General features: G+C 68.7%; 21 protein-coding genes. 14 read left to right on the top strand and 7 right to left on the bottom strand.

The features are described from left to right. Window positions 1-69 precede the first annotated feature (69 nt). Window positions 70-1,431, bottom strand: a complete 1,362-nt coding sequence (locus AB0J09_RS04765) for a hypothetical protein (RefSeq protein WP_360685138.1) — start codon at window positions 1,429-1,431, stop codon at window positions 70-72. 172 nt (window positions 1,432-1,603) lie between these two features. Further along, on the bottom strand, window positions 1,604-2,812 hold the full coding sequence (locus AB0J09_RS04770; protein ID WP_360685140.1) for an NADP-dependent malic enzyme: 1,209 nt from the start codon (window positions 2,810-2,812) through the stop codon (window positions 1,604-1,606). 260 nt (window positions 2,813-3,072) lie between these two features. Between AB0J09_RS04770 and AB0J09_RS04775 the strand changes: the two genes are divergently transcribed. From AB0J09_RS04775 to AB0J09_RS04790, 4 genes are all read left to right on the top strand, one after another. Further along, window positions 3,073-3,924 (top strand): ABC transporter substrate-binding protein, encoded by an 852-nt coding sequence (locus AB0J09_RS04775; RefSeq protein ID WP_360685143.1) that lies wholly within the window; start codon window positions 3,073-3,075, stop codon window positions 3,922-3,924. Window positions 3,925-3,927: 3 nt separating this feature from the next. Further along, the gene (locus AB0J09_RS04780) at window positions 3,928-4,755 is read left to right on the top strand and encodes an amino acid ABC transporter permease (RefSeq protein ID WP_360685146.1); all 828 of its coding nucleotides are present in this window, start codon (window positions 3,928-3,930) and stop codon (window positions 4,753-4,755) included. After that, window positions 4,752-5,495 (top strand): amino acid ABC transporter ATP-binding protein, encoded by a 744-nt coding sequence (locus AB0J09_RS04785; protein ID WP_360685149.1) that lies wholly within the window; start codon window positions 4,752-4,754, stop codon window positions 5,493-5,495. The genes AB0J09_RS04780 and AB0J09_RS04785 overlap by 4 nt, the downstream gene beginning before the upstream one ends. A gap of 112 nt (window positions 5,496-5,607) precedes the next feature. Then, entirely contained in the window at window positions 5,608-6,033 is a 426-nt protein-coding gene (locus AB0J09_RS04790; protein WP_360685152.1) for a CGNR zinc finger domain-containing protein, read from the top strand. Here the strand turns inward: AB0J09_RS04790 and AB0J09_RS04795 are convergent. Beyond that, a complete protein-coding gene (locus AB0J09_RS04795; RefSeq protein WP_360685154.1) occupies window positions 6,030-6,488 on the bottom strand; it encodes a S24 family peptidase in 459 nt (152 codons plus the stop codon). The two genes, AB0J09_RS04790 and AB0J09_RS04795, sit on opposite strands and share 4 nt — an antisense overlap. A 17-nt stretch (window positions 6,489-6,505) precedes the next feature. Between AB0J09_RS04795 and sodN the strand changes: the two genes are divergently transcribed. The 3 genes from sodN (at window position 6,506) to AB0J09_RS04810 (ending at window position 8,257) form a co-directional block, all read left to right on the top strand. Beyond that, entirely contained in the window at window positions 6,506-6,907 is a 402-nt protein-coding gene (sodN, locus tag AB0J09_RS04800) for a superoxide dismutase, Ni (RefSeq protein WP_360685157.1), read from the top strand. Between the two features lie 127 nt (window positions 6,908-7,034). Continuing rightward, window positions 7,035-7,460, top strand: coding sequence for an anti-sigma factor (locus tag AB0J09_RS04805; protein ID WP_358118069.1), 426 nt, complete (start codon window positions 7,035-7,037; stop codon window positions 7,458-7,460). A 17-nt stretch (window positions 7,461-7,477) separates the two neighbouring features. After that, the gene (locus AB0J09_RS04810; protein ID WP_176573444.1) at window positions 7,478-8,257 is read left to right on the top strand and encodes an RNA polymerase sigma factor SigF; all 780 of its coding nucleotides are present in this window, start codon (window positions 7,478-7,480) and stop codon (window positions 8,255-8,257) included. Here AB0J09_RS04810 and AB0J09_RS04815 read toward each other — a convergent pair. Beyond that, window positions 8,254-8,637 (bottom strand): hypothetical protein, encoded by a 384-nt coding sequence (locus tag AB0J09_RS04815; RefSeq protein WP_360685162.1) that lies wholly within the window; start codon window positions 8,635-8,637, stop codon window positions 8,254-8,256. The genes AB0J09_RS04810 and AB0J09_RS04815 overlap by 4 nt on opposite strands. 88 nt (window positions 8,638-8,725) lie before the next feature. On the opposite strand from AB0J09_RS04815, the gene AB0J09_RS04820 reads away from it, so the two are divergent. Together AB0J09_RS04820 and AB0J09_RS04825 are read left to right on the top strand one after the other, a co-directional pair. Continuing rightward, window positions 8,726-9,688: a diacylglycerol kinase family protein gene (locus AB0J09_RS04820; RefSeq protein WP_360685165.1), complete on the top strand. Its 963-nt coding sequence runs from the start codon at window positions 8,726-8,728 to the stop codon at window positions 9,686-9,688. Between the two features lie 273 nt (window positions 9,689-9,961). Next, complete coding sequence (locus tag AB0J09_RS04825; protein WP_360685168.1) at window positions 9,962-10,216, top strand: WhiB family transcriptional regulator; 255 nt, start codon at window positions 9,962-9,964, stop codon at window positions 10,214-10,216. A 126-nt stretch (window positions 10,217-10,342) separates the two neighbouring features. Here AB0J09_RS04825 and AB0J09_RS04830 read toward each other — a convergent pair whose 3' ends face one another. After that, entirely contained in the window at window positions 10,343-11,812 is a 1,470-nt protein-coding gene (locus AB0J09_RS04830; protein ID WP_360685171.1) for a histidine kinase N-terminal domain-containing protein, read from the bottom strand. Between the two features lie 481 nt (window positions 11,813-12,293). Here AB0J09_RS04830 and AB0J09_RS04835 point away from each other — a divergent pair, with 481 nt between their 5' ends. Together AB0J09_RS04835 and bioD are read left to right on the top strand one after the other, a co-directional pair. Continuing rightward, the gene (locus AB0J09_RS04835) at window positions 12,294-13,013 is read left to right on the top strand and encodes a GntR family transcriptional regulator (RefSeq protein WP_360685174.1); all 720 of its coding nucleotides are present in this window, start codon (window positions 12,294-12,296) and stop codon (window positions 13,011-13,013) included. A gap of 159 nt (window positions 13,014-13,172) precedes the next feature. Next, complete coding sequence (gene bioD, locus AB0J09_RS04840; RefSeq protein ID WP_360685177.1) at window positions 13,173-13,883, top strand: dethiobiotin synthase; 711 nt, start codon at window positions 13,173-13,175, stop codon at window positions 13,881-13,883. Between the two features lie 3 nt (window positions 13,884-13,886). On the opposite strand, the gene AB0J09_RS04845 is transcribed toward bioD, so the two are convergent. Both AB0J09_RS04845 and AB0J09_RS04850 read right to left on the bottom strand, forming a co-directional pair. Continuing rightward, entirely contained in the window at window positions 13,887-14,870 is a 984-nt protein-coding gene (locus tag AB0J09_RS04845) for a BtrH N-terminal domain-containing protein (RefSeq protein WP_360685180.1), read from the bottom strand. A gap of 282 nt (window positions 14,871-15,152) precedes the next feature. Next, a complete protein-coding gene (locus tag AB0J09_RS04850) occupies window positions 15,153-15,728 on the bottom strand; it encodes a hypothetical protein (RefSeq protein WP_360685183.1) in 576 nt (191 codons plus the stop codon). A 132-nt stretch (window positions 15,729-15,860) separates the two neighbouring features. On the opposite strand from AB0J09_RS04850, the gene AB0J09_RS04855 reads away from it, so the two are divergent. From AB0J09_RS04855 to AB0J09_RS04865, 3 genes are read left to right on the top strand one after another with little or no spacing between them, the layout of a single operon-like run. Next, window positions 15,861-17,021 carry a histidine kinase gene (locus AB0J09_RS04855; protein WP_360685186.1) on the top strand — a complete coding sequence of 387 codons (1,161 nt, stop codon included), beginning with the start codon at window positions 15,861-15,863 and terminating at the stop codon, window positions 17,019-17,021. Continuing rightward, entirely contained in the window at window positions 17,012-17,668 is a 657-nt protein-coding gene (locus AB0J09_RS04860) for a response regulator transcription factor (protein ID WP_360685189.1), read from the top strand. The genes AB0J09_RS04855 and AB0J09_RS04860 overlap by 10 nt, the downstream gene beginning before the upstream one ends. Continuing rightward, window positions 17,665-18,444, top strand: a complete 780-nt coding sequence (locus AB0J09_RS04865; protein ID WP_360685192.1) for a DUF4097 family beta strand repeat-containing protein — start codon at window positions 17,665-17,667, stop codon at window positions 18,442-18,444. The genes AB0J09_RS04860 and AB0J09_RS04865 overlap by 4 nt, the downstream gene beginning before the upstream one ends. Window positions 18,445-18,462 lie beyond the last annotated feature (18 nt).

Here is an 18,462-nt window from a genome sequence, read left to right on the forward strand (position 1 = left end):
GGCCCGGGCGCGCTCAAAGGACTCAAGATGAGCGCACCCGGGCCGTTCCATGTCTCGAGGAGCGACGAGTCACACCGCCGTGAGCTCGCGCGGCGCCCGCTCGCGCAGCGCCAGCACAGCGCGCTCGTTCTTGTACGGCTCCAGCCGCCGCCGCAGATCCGCCGCATACGACCGCGTCCGAGCCGACTGCAGCTCCCCGGCCAGCGCGAAAGCACTGGCGGCGGCAGAACATGCCTCCTCCAGCTCCCCGCACTGCAGCAGCCCGGCGGCCAGCAGCGACAGGTTGAACATCCGCCCGCGAACGTACCGGGAGTCCATGTCGAGCGATCGCCGGGCCTGCCGCACGGCACGCTCGCCCTCCCCCAGGTCGCGGAAGCAGTGGGCGAACTTGGCGGACAGGTAGGCCTCGTCGAAGTAACTCAGCCACGCGGGCTCCTCGGCGGGCTTGCGGGCGTCGAAGGCGCACTCCGCCTCGTGCAGGGAGACGCCGCAGGAGCGGGCGTCGCCCAGGCCCGCGTGGGCGTGGGCCTCGAGGACGTGGGCGGAGGCCAGTAGCGTGTGCGCGCCGGCGCGGCGGGCGGACAGCTGGGCGGCCCTGGCCAGGTCGAGAGCGTGTGAGGGCTGGCCCATGTAGATGGCCTGGTGTGCCATGCCGGCCAGGATCTCACCGCCCAGGATGTGGTCGTCGGCGCCCCTGGCCAGGCGGAGTGCCTGGATGAGGTAGCGCTGGGCGAGGCCGTGCTGCTCCATGTCGTAGGCCATCCAGCCTGCCAGGCGGGTCAGCTCGGCGGCCGCGGCGGCCAGTTGCCTGCCGGTGGCCTCGCCGTACAGACCGTCTTTGAGCAGCGGTGAGACGGCGGTGTCGAGGTATTTGACCACGGAGGCGCGGACGCGGCCGCTGCCAAAGCGGTTGTCCAGCTGGCCGAACGATCGGGTGACCTCATGAATGGCGGCGATGTCGGCGCGGCCCACCCGCCGCGCGCCCATGCCGCTCGGGTGTCCCTCGGGTGGGGACGTCAACCAGCGGAAGGCTCCCACGGAGCCTGCTCCTAACGCGAACGTCGAGTCGATGAGGAACCTCCGCCTCTCTACGTCGGCCCGCCAAAGCGCCGTCACGGTCGCGACCCCCTCCTGCCACGTGTGCGTGAACTCCTGTCCGAGATCGAGGGGCGTGAGGATGGCGGGCATGCCCAGGTCTTCCGAGGTAACCGGTCGGCCCAGCCGCATCGCGAATATCTCCGCGAGCAGGCCGGGCACGGGGTCGCGTGGCCTCTGACCGCCGATCCAGCGCAGCACGGAGCTGTGGTCGTACTTGAGACCCGGAGTGCCACGCGCAGCTCCCCAATCGTTGAGGCACCTGGCCAGTCCCTTGTGGGAGAACCCCGCCTCCGAGATGAGCTGCCGCAGCAGTCGGTTTGGCTCGCGTTCCATCGCTCTCCTCGTCACAGGAGTGGGCGCCCACGTCCTTACAGAGAGCTATTGTTATATCACCTTGGGTAAAGGTTTAAGGGTGATTCGCAAAGGACAACCCAACTCGACGGCGAACGGGGGCCTCCCTACCCGTGGCTGGGTCAATCAGGCGGGAGGCCCCCGTAAGAGCAGGTCAGAGGCGGGCGACGCCGTCGGCTCGGGCCTGGGCCGCGACCGCGGCCGTCACGGCGGGCGCGACGCGCTCGTCGAACGGGCTCGGGATGATGTACGTCGGCGAGAGGTCGTCGCCGACGACGGCCGCCAGCGCGTTGGCCGCGGCCACCTTCATGTTCTCCGTGATGGAGGACGCGCGCACGTCCAGAGCGCCCCTGAACACCCCGGGGAACGCCAGAACGTTGTTGATCTGGTTGGGGAAGTCGGAGCGCCCGGTCGCCACGACCTTGACATGCCTGGCGGCCACGTCGGGGTGGACCTCGGGCGTGGGGTTGGAGAGAGCGAAGACGATGGCGTCGGGCGCCATGGAGGCGATGGCCTGCTCGGACACGGTGGATCCCGACAACCCGAGGAACACGTCGGCGCCGGCCAGCGCGTCCTCCGTCGAGCCGGTGTGGCCCGCGCGGTTGGTGTCGCGGGCCAGGGTCTCCTTGACGGGGTTGAGCCCCTCCCTGCCCTCGTAGATCATGCCCTTGGAGTCGGAGACCGCGATGTCGCCGATGCCCGCCTCCAGGAGGATGCGGGTGACCGCGACGCCGGACGCGCCCGCTCCGGCCACGACGACGCGCAGGTCGCCCAGCGAGCGCCCGGTCAGGCGCGCGGCGTTCTGGAGTGCGGCCAGCGCCACGATCGCGGTGCCGTGCTGGTCGTCGTGGAAGACGGGGATGTCGAGCCGCTCACGAAGGCGGTCTTCGACCTCGAAGCAGCGCGGGGCACTGATGTCCTCCAGGTTGATGCCACCGAACGACGGCGCGAGGCGCGCGACGGTCTCGACGAGCTCGTCGACGCCGGTGCAGTCGAGGCAGATGGGGACGGCGTCGACGTTCGCGAACTGCTTGAACAGCAGCGCCTTGCCCTCCATGACCGGCATGGCGGCCGAGGGTCCTATGTCGCCCAGACCGAGCACGGCGGTGCCGTCGGAGACGACGGCGACCACGTTGGAGACCCAGGTGTAGTCGTTGACCAGCGAGGGCGTGTCGGCGATGGCGGTGCAGACCCGGGCCACGCCGGGCGTGTAGGCGAGCGAGAGGTCGTCCGCGTCGCGGACGGGAACGGTGGAGCGAACCTCGAGCTTGCCTCCGCGGTGCAGCGCGAAAGCCGGATCGAGATCGAGTTTGTCAACGGAAGCAGAAGCGGGCGTGACAGCCACAGCGACCCCTGTAGTCATCGGGAGCGGAAGAAACCTTCGGCGGACGAGCGGGAGCGGGCTGGCTTCGGTAGCTGCCAGGATCCCCTCGTCGGTCATCTCGGAGGGGTACGGGGGTCACCCGTCTCCCTATCGTGCCACATGGTGAGATGGTCTCGGTGTCGGCGCCGACGCCGTTCCGTTGACGCATCGTTAAATCCCTGATGACGGACCGCTGCTAAACCCCATTTAAACTGCACAAAACGCAAGCTTCGTGGCATTTCACTTCGAGGAGGCCGTACATGGCCCTCAGTCCCAAGGGCCGCCGTGGCTACGCCGCCGGCGCGCTCGTCTTGGCCGCTGCTCTCACGCTGACCGCGTGCGGCGGAGGCTCGAGCTCGGGCAGCACGACCAGCGCGAGCGCCTCCGCGGCGGGCGGAGTCAAGCTCGTGCAGCCCGGCAAGCTCACGGTCTGCACGAACATCCCGTACGAGCCGTTCCAGTTCAAGGACGCGAGCGGCAAGATCGTCGGGTTCGACGTGGACATCGTCGACCTCGCCGCGAAGAAGCTGGGCGTGACCCAGAACATCGTGGACATCGACTTCGCCGTCATCAAGAGCGGCGCGGCCATGGCGGCCGGCAAGTGCGACGTGGCCGCCGCCGGCATGACGATCACCCCCGAGCGCCAGCAGAACATCGACTTCTCCGACCCGTACTTCGACGCCACGCAGGCACTGCTGGCCAAGAAGGGCACGGGCGCCAAGTCGCTGGAGGACGTCAAGGCCAAGAACCTCAAGCTGGGCGCCCAGGCCAGCACCACGGGCCTCGACTACGTCAAGAAGCAGGGCTTCAACCCCACCGAGTACGCCGACTCGGCCAAGGAACTGCTGGCCCTGCAGGCCGGGCAGGCCGACGTGATCGTGCAGGACCTCCCGGTCGTGCTCACCTGGCTGAAGAAGCCGGAGATCGCCGCCAAGTTCGAGCTGATCGCCAGTCTGAACACCGGCGAGCAGTACGGCATCGGCCTGAAGAAGGGCGCCGACCCGGTGCTGCTCAAGACGATCAATGAAGAGATCGCCAAGGCCAAGCAAGACGGCACCTACGAGAAGATCTACGTGAAGTGGTTCGGCAAGAAGCCCGGCGAGCTGGGCTGATCCATGGCCGACCAGCCGAAGACGGCTGAGCCTGCCCGCGCCAGGCTCAGCCCTCGGAAGAAGCAGCAGATCAGCCGGGGCATCCAGTACGCCGTCCTGGTCGTCGCGCTCGTCGCCGTGGTGGTGTGGGCCGACTGGGGCGGCCTGGCGCAGAACTTCGCCAAGCCCGACGTGGCGCAGAAGGCGCTACCCGAGCTGTTCACCATCGCGCTGCGGAACACGATCATCTACACGGTCAGCGGATTCGTCTTCGCGTTCGTGGTCGGCCTGCTGCTGGCGCTCATGCGACTGTCGCCGGTCCGGCCGTACCGCTGGATCGCGATCGTCTACATCGAGATCTTCCGTGGCCTGCCGGCGCTGCTGATCTTCATCATGATCACCTTCCTGCCGCTGGCGTTGCCCGGCTTCCAGGTGCCCTTCGGCACCTACGGCCAGGTCGCCCTCGGCCTCGGTGTGATCGGGTCGGCCTATCAGGCGGAGGTGTTCCGCGCGGGTCTGCAGGCCGTACCCAAGGGGCAGACCGAGGCCGCCAGGTCTCTGGGCATGTCCGCCACCCGCGCCCAGTTCACCGTGGTGATCCCGCAGGCCCTCCGCTTGGTCATCCCGCCGACCACCAACCAGTTCGTGGCCCTGCTCAAGGACTCCTCGCTGGTACTCTTCCTCGGCGTGTCCAGCGAGTACGTCGAGCTGGCCAAGTTCGGCAACGACCTGGCCTCCCAGTACGCCAACGCCACGCCCATCATGGTCGCGGGCGTGACGTACCTGATCGTCACGATCCCGCTGGGATACCTCGCGTCCCGGCTCGAGCGACGTAAGGGGAGCGCCCGATGACGCACGCGATCGATGTCAGGGACCTGCACAAATACTTCGGCCAGAACGAGGTGCTCAAGGGCATCGACCTGGCGGTCGATCCCGGGCAGGTGGTCTGCGTCATCGGACCTTCGGGATCTGGCAAGTCGACCCTGCTGCGCTGCGTGAACCTGCTGGAGCAGCCCACCAAGGGCAAGGTGTTCGTACGCGGGGCCGAGGTGACCGACCCCGACGTGGACATCGACGCCGTCAGGCGGCACATCGGCATGGTCTTCCAGCAGTTCAACCTGTTCCCGCACATGACCGCGCTGCAGAACGTGATGATCGCCCAGCAGCGGGTGCTGAAGCGGAGCAAGAAGGAAGCCGAGGTCGTCGCCAGGGAGAACCTGAACAAGGTCGGCGTCGGCGACAAGTGCGACTCCCTGCCGGGGCAGCTCTCAGGCGGTCAGCAGCAGCGCGTGGCGATCGCCAGGGCGCTGGCCATGAACCCTGACCTGATGCTGTTCGACGAGCCCACCTCGGCGCTCGACCCCGAACTGGTGGGGGACGTGCTGGCCGTCATGCGGAAGCTGGCGGAGGAGGGCATGACCATGCTCGTGGTTACCCACGAGATGGGCTTCGCCCGTGAGGTGGCCGATCGCGTGGTGTTCATGGACGGCGGCGTGATCGTCGAGGACGGCGTGCCTGCGCAGGTGATCGGCGACCCGAGCCAGGAACGCACTCGCACGTTCCTCCGCCGCGTCCTCCACCCCGAGGAGTAACCCCGGCTTCACGCCTGAACGGAGCGCGCCCCATCCCGGGGCGCGCTCCTGCTATATGGACCTCAAAAGGCCCTCAACCACGGTCGGCGGGCTGATCGTGTAATACTCCGGCATGGACCTCACCTCTTACGCCGAGTGGGCCCTCCGCCTGGTCAACGACCCGGACCCGCCGCCCGAGCTGAGGGGGCTGCGGGACGAGCTCGCCGCCGTGTTCGACGCGGCCGACGACGAGCAGGCCGCGGTCGAGCGGCTGAACGCCCTGCTCGTGCGCTACCCCGTACACCCTCAGCTCACCGACCACGACGGCCGGGGCTGGCACCTCCACCTGGCCGAGGACAACGCGGCCAGCGCCGTGATGGGCCTGGCCGCGGTGGTGGCGGAGCTGGGCGTGGACCGGCTCGGCCGGTGCCAGGAGCCGCGCTGCCGGCAGGCGTTCCTGGACACCTCGTCCAACCGCTCCCGCCGCTACTGCTCACCGCGCTGCGCCAGCCGCGCGAATGTGGCCGCCTTCCGCGCCCGGCAGAGGAACGGCTCCTAGCGCCGCCGTCGCAGGAGGGGCCAGTAGCGCAGCACGACCCGTCCCACGATGTCGTGGACGGGGCCGAAGTCCCAGCTGTCGCGGCGCCCGCTGGCCCGCTGGTTGTCGCTCTCCAGCCACCACCCGTCGGCCCCGTGCCACTGCGCCCGTTTCACGATCAGCCGATCCGGGTCGCCGGGAAGCCTGGCCACGACGAGATCACCCGGGTGGACGGTGGCGTTCCTGCGTACCAGAAGCCAGTCTCCGGGAACCAGCGCGGGACGCATCGAATCGCCCTCGACACGCACTCTCATGGGCTGTGACCGTTCACTGGGCATCAACGACACGCGGGCGGAGGCCCCCGTCCGAGCCCGTCGCGCAACAAGCCTAAGACCCCGCGGGTGCCGGGGAACCCCCTCCCCCGCAGGCGTTCCGGACCCGAGTAAGGTCGGTTGTGGACCAAGCTGATTCAGCATCAAGGAAGGACTTTCTGATGCTCGCACGACTGCTACGACCCAAGCAGGTCGCTTCCGCCCACTGTGACCTGCCCTGTGGGGTCTACGACCCCGCTCAGGCCCGCATCGAGGCCGAGTCGGTCAAGGCGATCATGGAGAAGTACGCCGGCAACGAGGACCCTGTCTTCCGCGCCCGCGCGCTGACCATCAAGGAGGACCGCGCCGAGCTGGTCAAGCACCACCTGTGGGTGCTGTGGACCGACTACTTCAAGCCGCCGCACCTCGAGCAGTACCCTCAGCTTCACCAGCTCTTCTGGGACGCCACGAAGCTCGCGGGCGCGGCCGGCGCCAAGGGCACCGTCGACGTCGCCAAGGCCGAGGACCTGCTGGGCAAGATCGACGAAATCGCCAAGATCTTCTGGGAGACCAAGGCGGCCTAAAACGGCACATAAGGCTCTGTGCGGCGATGTCCGCGCAGAGCCTTTTCCGTTGATGGCGAGTCTGAATCGTCCAAGCACCTCCCAGGGGCGGTAAGTTGCAGTTGGCGTCGGAAACGCGAGGAGGAACGTGACCGAGGAAACCGAGACGCGCGCGGAGGGCGTGGCCGGCATCCGCGACGTGGTGAGCATCAGGCTCCCCGCCGCCAGTGCCTACCTGTCTGTGCTGCGTACGGCTACCGCCGGGCTGGCAGCGCGGCTTGACTTCACGCTCGACGAGATCGAGGATCTACGGATCGCGGTCGACGAGGCGTGCGCCATGCTGCTGAGCGAGGCGGTGCCCGGCACCGACCTCACCGCCGAGTTCGAGCTGACCGGGCAGGAGATGCAGGTGAGGGTCGAAGTGGCGACCGTCGGCAGCTCCGCGCCCAAACGCGATGACTTCGCCTGGATGGTGCTGACCGCTCTGGCCGACGATGTCGACGCGGTGACCGACTCCCCCGATCGCATGGCGATCGTCCTGCGTAAGCGCCGAGGCGCGGCGAGGCCGGCGTGACGGAAAGGACTGGAGCCATGGCCACCAGCGAACACGCCGTGCCCGACAGGGTGCGTGCCCGCATGCTCTTCGCCGAGCTGGCCGAGCTGGGCCCCGAGGAGCCGCGCCGCCAGCGCATCAGAGATGAGCTGGTCGAGCTTCACCTTCCCCTGGTCGAATACCTGGCTCGCCGCTTTCGAAACAGGGGCGAGTGGCTCGACGACCTGACCCAGGTCGCCACCATCGGCCTGATCAAGTCCATCGACCGCTTCGACCTCAACCGCGGCGTGGAGTTCTCCACGTACGCCACGCCCACCATCGTCGGCGAGATCAAGCGCCATTTCCGCGACAAGGGCTGGGCAGTGCGCGTGCCGCGCCGCCTGCAGGAGCTGAAGCTCTCCCTGACCAAGGCGATAAGCGATCTGTCGCAGCGCGAGGGCCGCGCGCCGACCGTGGCCGAGCTGGCCTCCTATCTCAAGATGACCGAGGAGGAGGTGCTCGAAGGCCTCGAGTCGGCCAACGCGTACTCGACCGTGTCGCTCGACGCGCCCGACTCCGGCGACGACGACGCCCCCGCGGTGTCCGACTCGCTCGGCATCGTGGACGAGTCGCTCGAGGGCGTCGAATACCGCGAGTCGCTCAAACCGCTGCTCGAGCGGCTGCCGCCACGTGAGAAGCGCATCCTGCTGTTGCGCTTCTTCGGCAATATGACGCAGTCGCAGATCGCCACCGAGCTGGGCATCTCACAGATGCACGTCTCGCGCCTGCTGGCCCGCACACTCGCGCAGCTGCGCGAGGGCCTGACCGCCGAAGACTAGCCGTCCCCGTAGAGGGCGTGGGTGGTGGGCGGCGCGAGCAGCGTCGCCAGCCCGGCCACGGCGATCACGATCAGCGGGATCCCGAGCTGCGGCTGGCCCGACTCGATGAGCGTGACGGAGACCGGCACTATGAAGATCTGGGCCAGCACGCCGGGCGACCTACCCCACCGCTCCATCCTGAACAGCCCGCCCCATGCCACCCAGAGCAGACCCGCCCCGATCAGCAGGCCGAACGCCGACTCCGCGAGGGCGGTGGTGAGGTTGTCCGGGGTGCTGACCAGGGTCTCCACCCCGACGTAGATCCCGAGTCCGAGCGCGGCCAGGCCCTCCAGGGCGACGATGGCGGCGGCGGTGACGAGGGTGACCGGACGACTACTCACGCCCGTACCCTACCCCTCGGGTCCTTCGGCCCGAGAAATGGGACGTTCGGCCGATAAAGCGCACGTGGCCAGCGGATACGCTGGCGCTATGCGCGCCATGCTATTGGTGAACCCCAAGGCCACGACCACGAACGCGCGTACGCGTGACGTGCTGATCCGCGCACTCGGCGCGGCCGTGGAGCTGTCGGTCGAGGAGACCCGCTACCGCGGGCACGCCGCGGCGCTGGCCGCCACCGCGCGGGCCAAGGGGTACGACGTGGTGGCGGTGCTCGGCGGCGACGGGACGATCAACGAGGCCGTCAACGGCCTGCTGAACCCGGTGAACGGCCACGAGGTCCCATCAGACGATCCCAGCGCCGGGCGGCCCGCGCTCATCGTCATCCCCGGTGGCAGCGCGAACGTGTTCGCCCGCGCGCTGGGGCTGCCGAACGACCCGGTGGAGTCCACGGGTGCCGTGCTGGAGGCGCTGCGGGAGGGCCGGCGCAAGACCGTGGGCCTGGGGCAGGCCCTGTGGGAGGGCCAGAGCCGCTACTTCACCTTCTGTTCGGGTATGGGCTACGACGCAGAGGTTGTACGGGCCGTGGAGGGCCTGAGAGGCACCGGCCGGAAGGCATCCCCGGCCCGATATGTGAACACCGCTCTACGGCACTATCTGGCCACGGACAAACGGCATCCAGCGATGACCCTGACCGGCCCCGGGATTCCGACCGTCGAGGGGGTGTTCATGGCGATCATCTCGAACACCTCGCCCTGGACGTACGTGGGTAGCAAGCCCGTGCACCCGACCCCGTGGGCCGGCTTCGAAACCGGCTTGGACCTGCTCGGCCTGCGGCGCATGGGGATGATCACGCTCGCGCCATTGATCCGACAGATGCTCACGCAAAGTGACGCTCTTCCGGGCGGCCGGCACCTCGTACAGCTCCATGACGAGGCCGAGTTCACGCTGACCGCGGACCGGCCCGTGGCCTTTCAGCTGGACGGGGACTACCTGGGTGAACGCGAAACCGTAACATTTCGGTCTACACCGCACGCGTTACAAGTTTTGGTCTAGATGGTTACAATCGGTCATTGTGTGACGCATCCGACATCCATAACAGCCAAAACTTCCCGCCAACCCCCTTGCGTGCACTCAGCGTGGCTGACAGTCTCAAGACTGACGTCGGAACGTAGGACCTTTAACAACCCCAAGGGTCCTCCGAGTGTCAGCGGGCAACCCTGGGTCCTCACAGGTCCGGGCAATTGCTCGCGCAAGTTAGTGAAACTCTTCACAAAGTAGTAGCCGCACGGAGCCGACCAAAGGCTTCATCTACTAAGGAGTGGACGCATGGACTGGCGCCACCGAGCTGCCTGCCGTGACGTGGACCCTGAGCTGTTCTTCCCGATCGGCAACACCGGCCCGGCACTCATGCAGATCGAGGAGGCCAAGCAGGTCTGCCGGTCCTGCTCGGCCGTCGAGGCCTGCCTGAAGTGGGCGCTGGAGTCCGGGCAGGACGCCGGCGTCTGGGGCGGTCTGAGCGAGGACGAGCGTCGCGCCCTCAAGCGCCGCAGCGCTCGCCAGCGCGCCCGCCTCACTGCCTGACCTGCACCTCCGAGGCACCAACCGCCTGACACCGCCAACCTGACATCGGCGCATGAGCCGCGACAGGCTCACGCGCCGCCGTTGGCTCGCGTGCCTCCTTCGGGCAAAGGACCGTACGAGCCGGAGTCAGGCCGCCGGCAGCGGGATCGACAGCGTGACCTCCGTACCCCCTTCGAGCCGCGGCTCGATGGACAGCCGGCCCGACAGTTCCCCCTCGACCAGCGTACGGACGATCTGCAGCCCAAGGCTGGTGGACTTCTCCAGGTCAAAGCCGACGGGAAGCCCGCGGCCGTCGTCCCAGACCGTGACGTTGAGCCGGTCGAGCGCGGACTCGACCACCACCTCGAGCCGCTTGGGCCGCCCATGCTGCATCGCGTTCTGCAAGAGCTCGGTCAGCGCCATGGCCAGCGGCGTGGCGATGAGCGAGGGCAGCACGCCGAACCCCCCGACTCTCCTGGGCATGACGGCCACCTCGGCGGCCGACACCTCCCCGGTCATCGCGATCACCCGGTCGGCGATCTCGTCGAAGTCCACGAACTCCTCGGGCGCGTGAGACAGCGTCTCGTGCACGATCGCGATCGACCCGACCCGGCGTACCGCTTCCTCCAGCGCCTCCCGGCCCTCGGGCACCTGCAGCCGCCTGGCCTGGAGGCGGAGCAGCGCGGCCACGGTCTGCAGGTTGTTCTTGACCCGGTGGTGGATCTCGCGGATGGTGGCGTCCTTGGTCATCAGCTCGCGCTCGCGCCGCCGCAGCTCGGTCACGTCCCTGATGAGCACCAGCGCGCCGATGCGGCCGCCGCCGACGACCAGGGGGATGGCTCTGAGCTGCACGATCGTGCCGCCGGACTCGACCTCGGTCTCCTTGGCCGCGCGCCCGCTTGCCACGATCATGAGGTCTTCGTTGATCGGCTCGTCGGAGTAGCAGAGCGCCGCGGTGACCCGGCCCAGCTCGGCTCCGACCAGGTCGGCGTGCAGGCCGAGCCGCCGGTAGGCGGACAGGGCGTTCGGCGAGGCGTACGTGACGCGCCCGGCCCGGTCGAGCCTGAGCAGGCCGTCGCCGACGCGCGGCGAGCGCACCAGGATCGGCTCCTCGCCCGAGAACGGGAAGCGGCCCTCGGCCACCATCTGCGCCAGGTCGGACGCGCTCTGGAGATAGGTCAGCTCCAGGCGGGACGGGGTGCGGGCGGAGGAGAGGTTCGTGGAGCGCTGGATCACCCCCAGGAAGCGCCCCTCGCCGCCCTCGACGGTCCGCCGCACGGGGATGGTCTCCTCGCGCACCGGGACCCCCGTGGACCAGTCGGGGTCGCCTTCGCGGCAGATCCGGCGCTCGCTCCACGCGGTGTCGATGAGGTAGCGCTCGCCCTTGGCGGCGACGCTGCCGACGATGTCGTCGTGGTAGACGGTGGGGCCCGTCGTGGGGCGCATCTGGGCGATCGCGATCCAGCCGCTCCCGCCCAGGAGCGGCGCCCACAGGATGAGGTCGGCGAACGACAGGTCGGCCAGCAGCTGCCAGTCGGAGACCAGCGAGTGCAGCCAGTCGAGATCCGCCTCGTCGAGGGCGGTGTGACGGGCTACGAGGTCGCTGAGTGTCGGCACAGATGCATCATGCGTGCTTTCCGCCGCAAGAACCAAACCGACCCCCTGACTGAATGTGCAGCCGGATACGCGGGCAGGACTCCGCACGGCACGTTCGCACGCCCGCTCACTCGCACAGTGAACGCAGATACGGCATCGTGCAGCCAACCGGACCTATCGGGGATCTCATATTGTGAGAACCATCACACTGCCGAACCCGTTCAGACACCAGGAGAAGCAGTACGGAGGTGATCGACACGGGCAGGTGGTTCCGCCGCGACACGACTCACGGACCGGGCTCGGTTGCGATCGCGCACGCTGCTGTGGATATCCTTCACAATCAGCCTGAGCTGCCCGGATCCGTGCGCGCCAGCCGCCGTGCCCGTCCGGTGCCCGTCGGCCGCCCCCGCCCGCGGTTGACCGCTCGGGCCGATGTGAGTTCCGATGATCTCGCGGTGACCAGACACGCCCTCACCGCCGTGGCAGAAGTGAAGGTGAGAGCGTGACAGACGACAGCCCCCGCGTACCGAAGTACTACGACGTGAAACGCAGCCTGCTTGAGCTCACCAAGACGCTGTCACCGGGCACGGCGCTGCCGCCGGAACGCACGCTCGCCGTGCGGTTCGAGACCTCGCGTACCACGGTCAGGCAGGCGCTGACCGAGCTGGTGGTGGAGGGCCGGCTGCTGCGCATCCAGGGCAAGGGCACGTTCGTGGCCCAGCCGAAGGTGGCGCAGGTGCTGCAGCTCACCTCGTACATCGGCGACCTGCGCACGGCGGGCCTGGAGCCGGACACCAAGATACTGGAGATCGGCTACATCACCGCCGACGAGACGCTGGCCAGGCGCCTGGCCATCAACCCCGGCGGCCGCGTCCTGCGCATCCACCGCCTCCGGCTGGCCAACGGCGAGCCGGTCTCGATCGACACCACACACCTGTCCGCGCGCCGCTTCCCACGGCTGCGGCGGGAGCTGGAGGTGCACGCGTCGCTGTACGAGACGCTGCACAACGCCTACAACGTGCGGCTCACGGACGCCGAGGAGATCATCGAGACCGTCCTGGCCACCCCGTACGACGCCAAGGCCCTCGGCGTCGACGTCGGCCTCCCCATGCTCCTCCTCACCCGCCACGCCTTCGACGCCGACGGCAACCCCGTCGAGTGGGCGCAGTCGCTCTACCGCGGCGACCGCTACAAGTTCGTCACCCGGCTCCGTCGTCCCTGAAACCCGATAAAGACCCTTTGGAGGTACGGCGAGCCGAGTTGACCGCACTCGCCGTAACCGGTTGCCGCCCGTCATGGCCGGTCGTGAAGGCTCACGGGGTGCTCACCGTTACGAGCGTGATGTGGGCCGTCTTCTTCGCTGACTTCTAGGCTTGGTCGCATGAGCATCCTCGTCATCACCGGCACCGACGCCGGGGTGGGCAAGACCGTGGTGGCGGCGGCGCTGGCGGCGCTGGCGTTGCGGCGCGGGTCTTCCGTGGCCGTGGTCAAGCCGGCGCAGACCGGGCTGGCGCCGGGTGAGGCCGGGGATGTGGACCAGGTGATCCGGCTGTCCGGGGTCACCACCACCTTCGAGCTGTGCCGGTTCGCCGAGCCGCTCTCCCCGGCCGCTGCCGCCCGGGTCGGCGGGTTGCCGCCCGTGTCGCCGGCCGAGGTCGATCAGCTCGTCCGGGAGCTGGCCGAGAGCAACCGGCTGGTCGTCGTGGAGGGGACCGGAGGGCTGCTCGAGCGGTTCGACGAGGACGGCTGGACCATCGCCGATCTCGCACGGTCCTTGAGCGCACAGGTGCTCGTCGTGGCCGGGGCCGGGCGGGGGACGGTCAATCACACCGCGCTCACCCTGGAGGCGCTGGCCCATCGGGGGCTCGAGCCTGCCGGGGTCGTCATCGGACGCTGGCCGGACGAGCCCGGGATCGTCGAGCGTAGTTGCGTGTGCGACCTGGAGATGCTGGCCGCCCGGCCGCTGGCCGGGGTGCTGCCCGAAGGGGCGGGGAGTCTCGACAGGGAGGCGTTCGCCGAGGTGGCCCGCAGGGGGCTGGCCGCCACGCTGGGCGGCACGTTCGACCCCACAGGCTTCAGACCCTCCCCCTGAGAGCTACAGCTGACGCAGCACCTGCATGGCATTCCTCTCGATGCGCGAAAGATCGTGGAGAATGACGCGGGCCTGCTCGAGATGCCCCACGTCGCCGCTCTCCCCGGCCTTCGTGATCAAGGTGGCCACGTCCGTCCACAGGGTCGCGGCCTCGGCGTACAGCTTGTGACCGGCGCGGAGGTTGCTGTCGTCGATCAGGTGGACGCACTCGCCGAGGAAGTCGCGGTAGAGGGCGCGAAACAAGGCGCCGCCGGTGCCGGCCTTCTCCATGAGGAGGGCGGCTTGCGGTAGGTCCCGCTGCGGGTTGCCGGCGCGCAGCAGCCATGTGGGCACCTGTTTGGCGGCCTTCTCGATGCCGCGGTGGCCCAGATTCGCGATGGGAGCGGCCAGAAAGGCGTCGGCGCAGTCCCTGATGGCGGGGATGATCTGGTCCTGCCAGCAAGGCGAGTGCTCCGGCAGGGTGATGGTGAAGGATCGGTTTCTGGCGGTCATCGGGCCGCGTTCGGCCCGCGCCATGGCCAAGCTGAACCTGCTGGTGCGCACCGCTCCTCCCTGCTGGTCGGTGTCCACCAAGTAGACGTCGTGCTCGTCGTAGCCGTACATGGCGACGACATGGCCGCCGAAGTGCACCTTGGAATCGAAGTACTCCAGGTGAAAGCAGTCGAGCTGAAGGCCGACCGGCCGACCGGCATCGATGGGGGTGGCCACGTTCTCCCACGCCTTGCGCGGTGAGGTGGTCTCCTCGACCAGTAAGGTCAGCCCCAGCCTGGCAGTCAGGTTCCTGGTGAGGTCGAAAGGCTTGACACGGCCTCCGAGAAAAGGGAACGCCATGCCCTTGCTGTCCCAATAGATGAAGGACAGGCCCGAGCCCAGCCCGAACAGCATGGGCTCGGACAGGTCAAGTCCCTCATGCCGCAACAGCACCCCCAGCGCCGTCGTCTCGCAGTGGTGCATGCCGCGAGCCTCGATGTCCTTCACGATGGTCATACGTCGCTCTCCTCGACAACTGGGCGATCAGCGTGTACGCAGCCACTGTCCGGGGCGACGCGCGCCGGCTCGCCGACTACGGCGTTGCTTCGTCGTTGCCGTCAGCGGCGCGGCACTCATCATGCTGACACGGCGAATGATCACACGCTCTCCCCGTCTGCTTCCCTGACCACCTACCAGAATCCTCAGGAGCAGCATGAGGCCTCCCACAGGGGGAGAGTCCAGCCGCATGATCCCCACCTCGCCGGAGGTCGGCTCGGCGAGTGCCGGTTGAAAACGGGGCTAGCAGGACAACTCCGGCAGTTCGCAGACCTTGACGGTCATGCGCTCCGCCTGGTCGATCAGACCGCGGAAACGGCCGAGCGGCAGGCTCTTCGAGGGCCAGGCCATCTCGCCCACGATGTAGACGGCGGCCCCGCGGCGTACCGCCACCGCCTGCTCGCCGCTCTCGAAGAAGCGGGCCCCCGCCCGCAGGCCGTCGTCCCCCACGGCGAGCGGCTTGCTGAAGTTGCGGTAGCGGTGCGCGCCCTTGCCGACGTCCGCGCACTTCCTGAGGTCGGCGCGCAGCAGGCGCATCGCTCGCTCGGCGTGCTGGACGTCCTTGTAGACCACTAACTGCTCGTACTTCGTCTCAGCCTCGCCCGTGTAGAGCACGGCCCTGGTCTCCAGCCGCCCCGAGTCGCGGCGGTGGCGGAAGAAGCAGGGGTTGAGCTGAAGTGGCAGCGACTTCGAGTCGATCACCTCATAGCTCTCCCACTTCTTCGCGGGCGGGTGCGACTCCATGAACAACATGCCGTCGGGCAAGCCGCCGGACATCATCGCCGCCGCAAGCGCGACGGCGACCCCCGTATGAATCATCTGGAACCTCCCATCCATGGGATGGGCCGGGAAGCGGATTTGTTCGCGGGAGAAGAGGTGGGGAAAACCCCACCATCCATCGGCACACCAGGCCCATTTCGCGGCCCGCCTGCTGCTCAATACGGTTGAGGCATGAAAGTCCCCCGCCCGTGGTCAGCGCGTGCCTGGCTCGACACGGCTCACGTGATGATCGGCCTGCCGGTCGCCGTGCTGCTCGGCGGGCTGACGCTCGTGCTGGCCGTGTGGCCGCCCCTGCTGATGCGGAGCGTGCCGCGGTTCACCGGGGTGCAGCGTTCCAGGTTCGAGGCGTTCCTCGACGCGCACATCGCGCCCGTACGCTCCCCGAGCAGCTGGCGCAGCCCGGCCACGTGGCGGCAGATCGGCTACCACCTGCTGTCCCCGTTCGTGGGCTTCGCGGCGGCGTTCCTGGTGGCGGTGGCGTGGGGAGGGGCGATCGTGGGGCTGCTGTCGTTTCTGCCGCGGAGGGTGGAGCCCCCGCCGATGGAGTTCCCGTTCGACCTCAGGGACGACAAGGTCATCGCCGTCTTCATGGTGATCGGGCTCGCGCTGCTGCTGCTCGCGCCGGTGCTGGCGCGCGTCATGGCGGCGCTGGACCTGTCGGTGGCGCGTACCCTGCTCGGCCCCAGCCGTTCCGAGCTGGGCCAGCGGATCGAGACGCTGACCGAGAGCCGGGCCGGCGTGATCGACGCCGCCGACGCCGAGCGGCGCAGGATCGAACGCGACCTGCACGACGGCGCCCAGCAGCGGCTGGTCTCCCTCGCCATGAACCTCGGCCTGGCCAGGGCCACCCTCACCGACCTGCCCGAGCCCGCCCGCGAGGCCATCGCGCAGGCGCACGAGGAGGCCAAGCAGGCGCTCAAGGAGCTGCGTGACTTCGTCCGCGGCCTGCATCCGGCCGTGCTGAACGACCAGGGCCTGGACGCGGCGCTGTCCGGTGTGACCGCCCGTGCCCCGTTCCCTGTGAAACTCCGCGTCGACATCGAACGGCGTACCTCTCCGACCATCGAGGCGGTGGCGTTCTTCATCGTGTCCGAAGCACTGACCAACATCGCCAAGCACGCCGCGGCCACCAAGGCCGAGGTGAGCGTGCGGCGCGAGCGCGACCGCCTGCACATGCTCGTCTACGACGACGGCTGCGGTGGCGCCCGGCTGGACGGCGGCACGGGTCTGCGCGGCCTGGCTCAGCGGATCGACTCGGTGGACGGGACGCTCCGGCTGTCCAGCCCGCTGGGCGGCCCGACGACGATCGAAGTGGAGCTTCCGTGCGAGTAGTGCTGGCCGAGGACTCCGTGCTGCTGCGCGAGGGGCTGATCCGGCTCCTGGACGCCTCGGGCATGCAGGTGGTGGCTGCCGTGGACGAGGCCGAGGGGCTGCTGCGGGCGGCCGAGGAGCACAAGCCCGAACTGGTCATCACGGACGTCCGGATGCCGCCCACACACACCGACGAGGGCCTGCGGGCCGCGCTGGTGCTGCGCCGCCAGCAGCCGGGGCTGGCGGTCCTGGTGCTCTCGCAGTACGTCGAGGAGCGCTACGCCGCCCAGCTCCTCGCCTCCGCCGCGACGGGCGGGGTCGGCTACCTGCTCAAGGACCGGGTGGCGGACGTGTCCGAGTTCATCGACGCGCTGCGCAGGGTGGCCGCCGGCGGCACCGCGCTCGACCCGGAGGTGGTGGCCCAGCTCCTGCTGCGCGGCAACAGCGATCCGCTCGAACGGCTGACGCCCAGGGAGCACGAGGTGCTCAGGCTGATGGCCGAGGGCCGCTCCAACGCCGGCATCGGCCAGGCGCTGGTGCTCAGCGAGGGGGCGGTGGGCAAGCACATCGGCAACATCTTCACCAAGCTCGACCTGTCGCCTGCCGAGGGCGACCATCGGCGCGTGCTGGCCGTGCTGCAGTTTCTCAAGATCAGGAGCCTGCCGTGAGAGTGGCCTGGCTGGCGGCGGGCGCCGTGGCGACCGTGATCGCGCTGCTGATCTCCACTCTGACGCTCTGGCACGGGGTCGCGCGGGCCAGGATGCCGGAGGAGCACACGGAGAGGTCCATCCCCTTCGACCACGCGAACGTGCGCATCAAGACGGGCAAGGGCAGCCAGGTGCACCTGTCCATCCTGCCGGGCAGGGCCGGTGAGCTGCTCGTGGTGAGGTCGCTGCTGTGGTCGAGGGACCGGCCGACCGTCACCGAGGACTGGGACACCCGTTCCGGCACCCTGCGGCTCGACGCGGTCTGCCCCGGCGCGGACCAGCCGAACGGCCCCCTCTGCCGGGCCGACTTCATGGTGTTCGTGCCGCCGCAGACCGACATCGAGGCCGCCACGACCAGCGGCGACCTCGTCGTCAACGACGTCTTCGGCAAGCTGCGCCTGTCCTCCGTCTCCGGCAACGTCCACATCGACGACATCTCCGGCACCATCTGGGCCAGGACCGGCACGGGCGACGTCGACGCCCGCGGGCTCGACGTCGAGCAGGCCGACGTGGAGATCGGCTCGGGGAAGGTGAAGCTCTCCTTCATCAGCGCGCCCACGGATGTCAAGGCAGTGGTGAGGACGACGGGCGACATCCGCCTGGATGTGCCGAAGGCCGCGTACCACGTGACAGCGGACGCCGCCGAAAGCGACATCGACGTCGACCAGAACTCCCAGGCGTCGCGGAACATCGTCGCCAAGGCTCCCAGCGGAACCGTGTCCGTCTGCTGTGAATGAAGATCCTTAAGATCTGTT

The organism is Nonomuraea sp. NPDC049784 (assembly GCF_040659615.1).
Lineage (GTDB): Bacteria > Actinomycetota > Actinomycetes > Streptosporangiales > Streptosporangiaceae > Nonomuraea.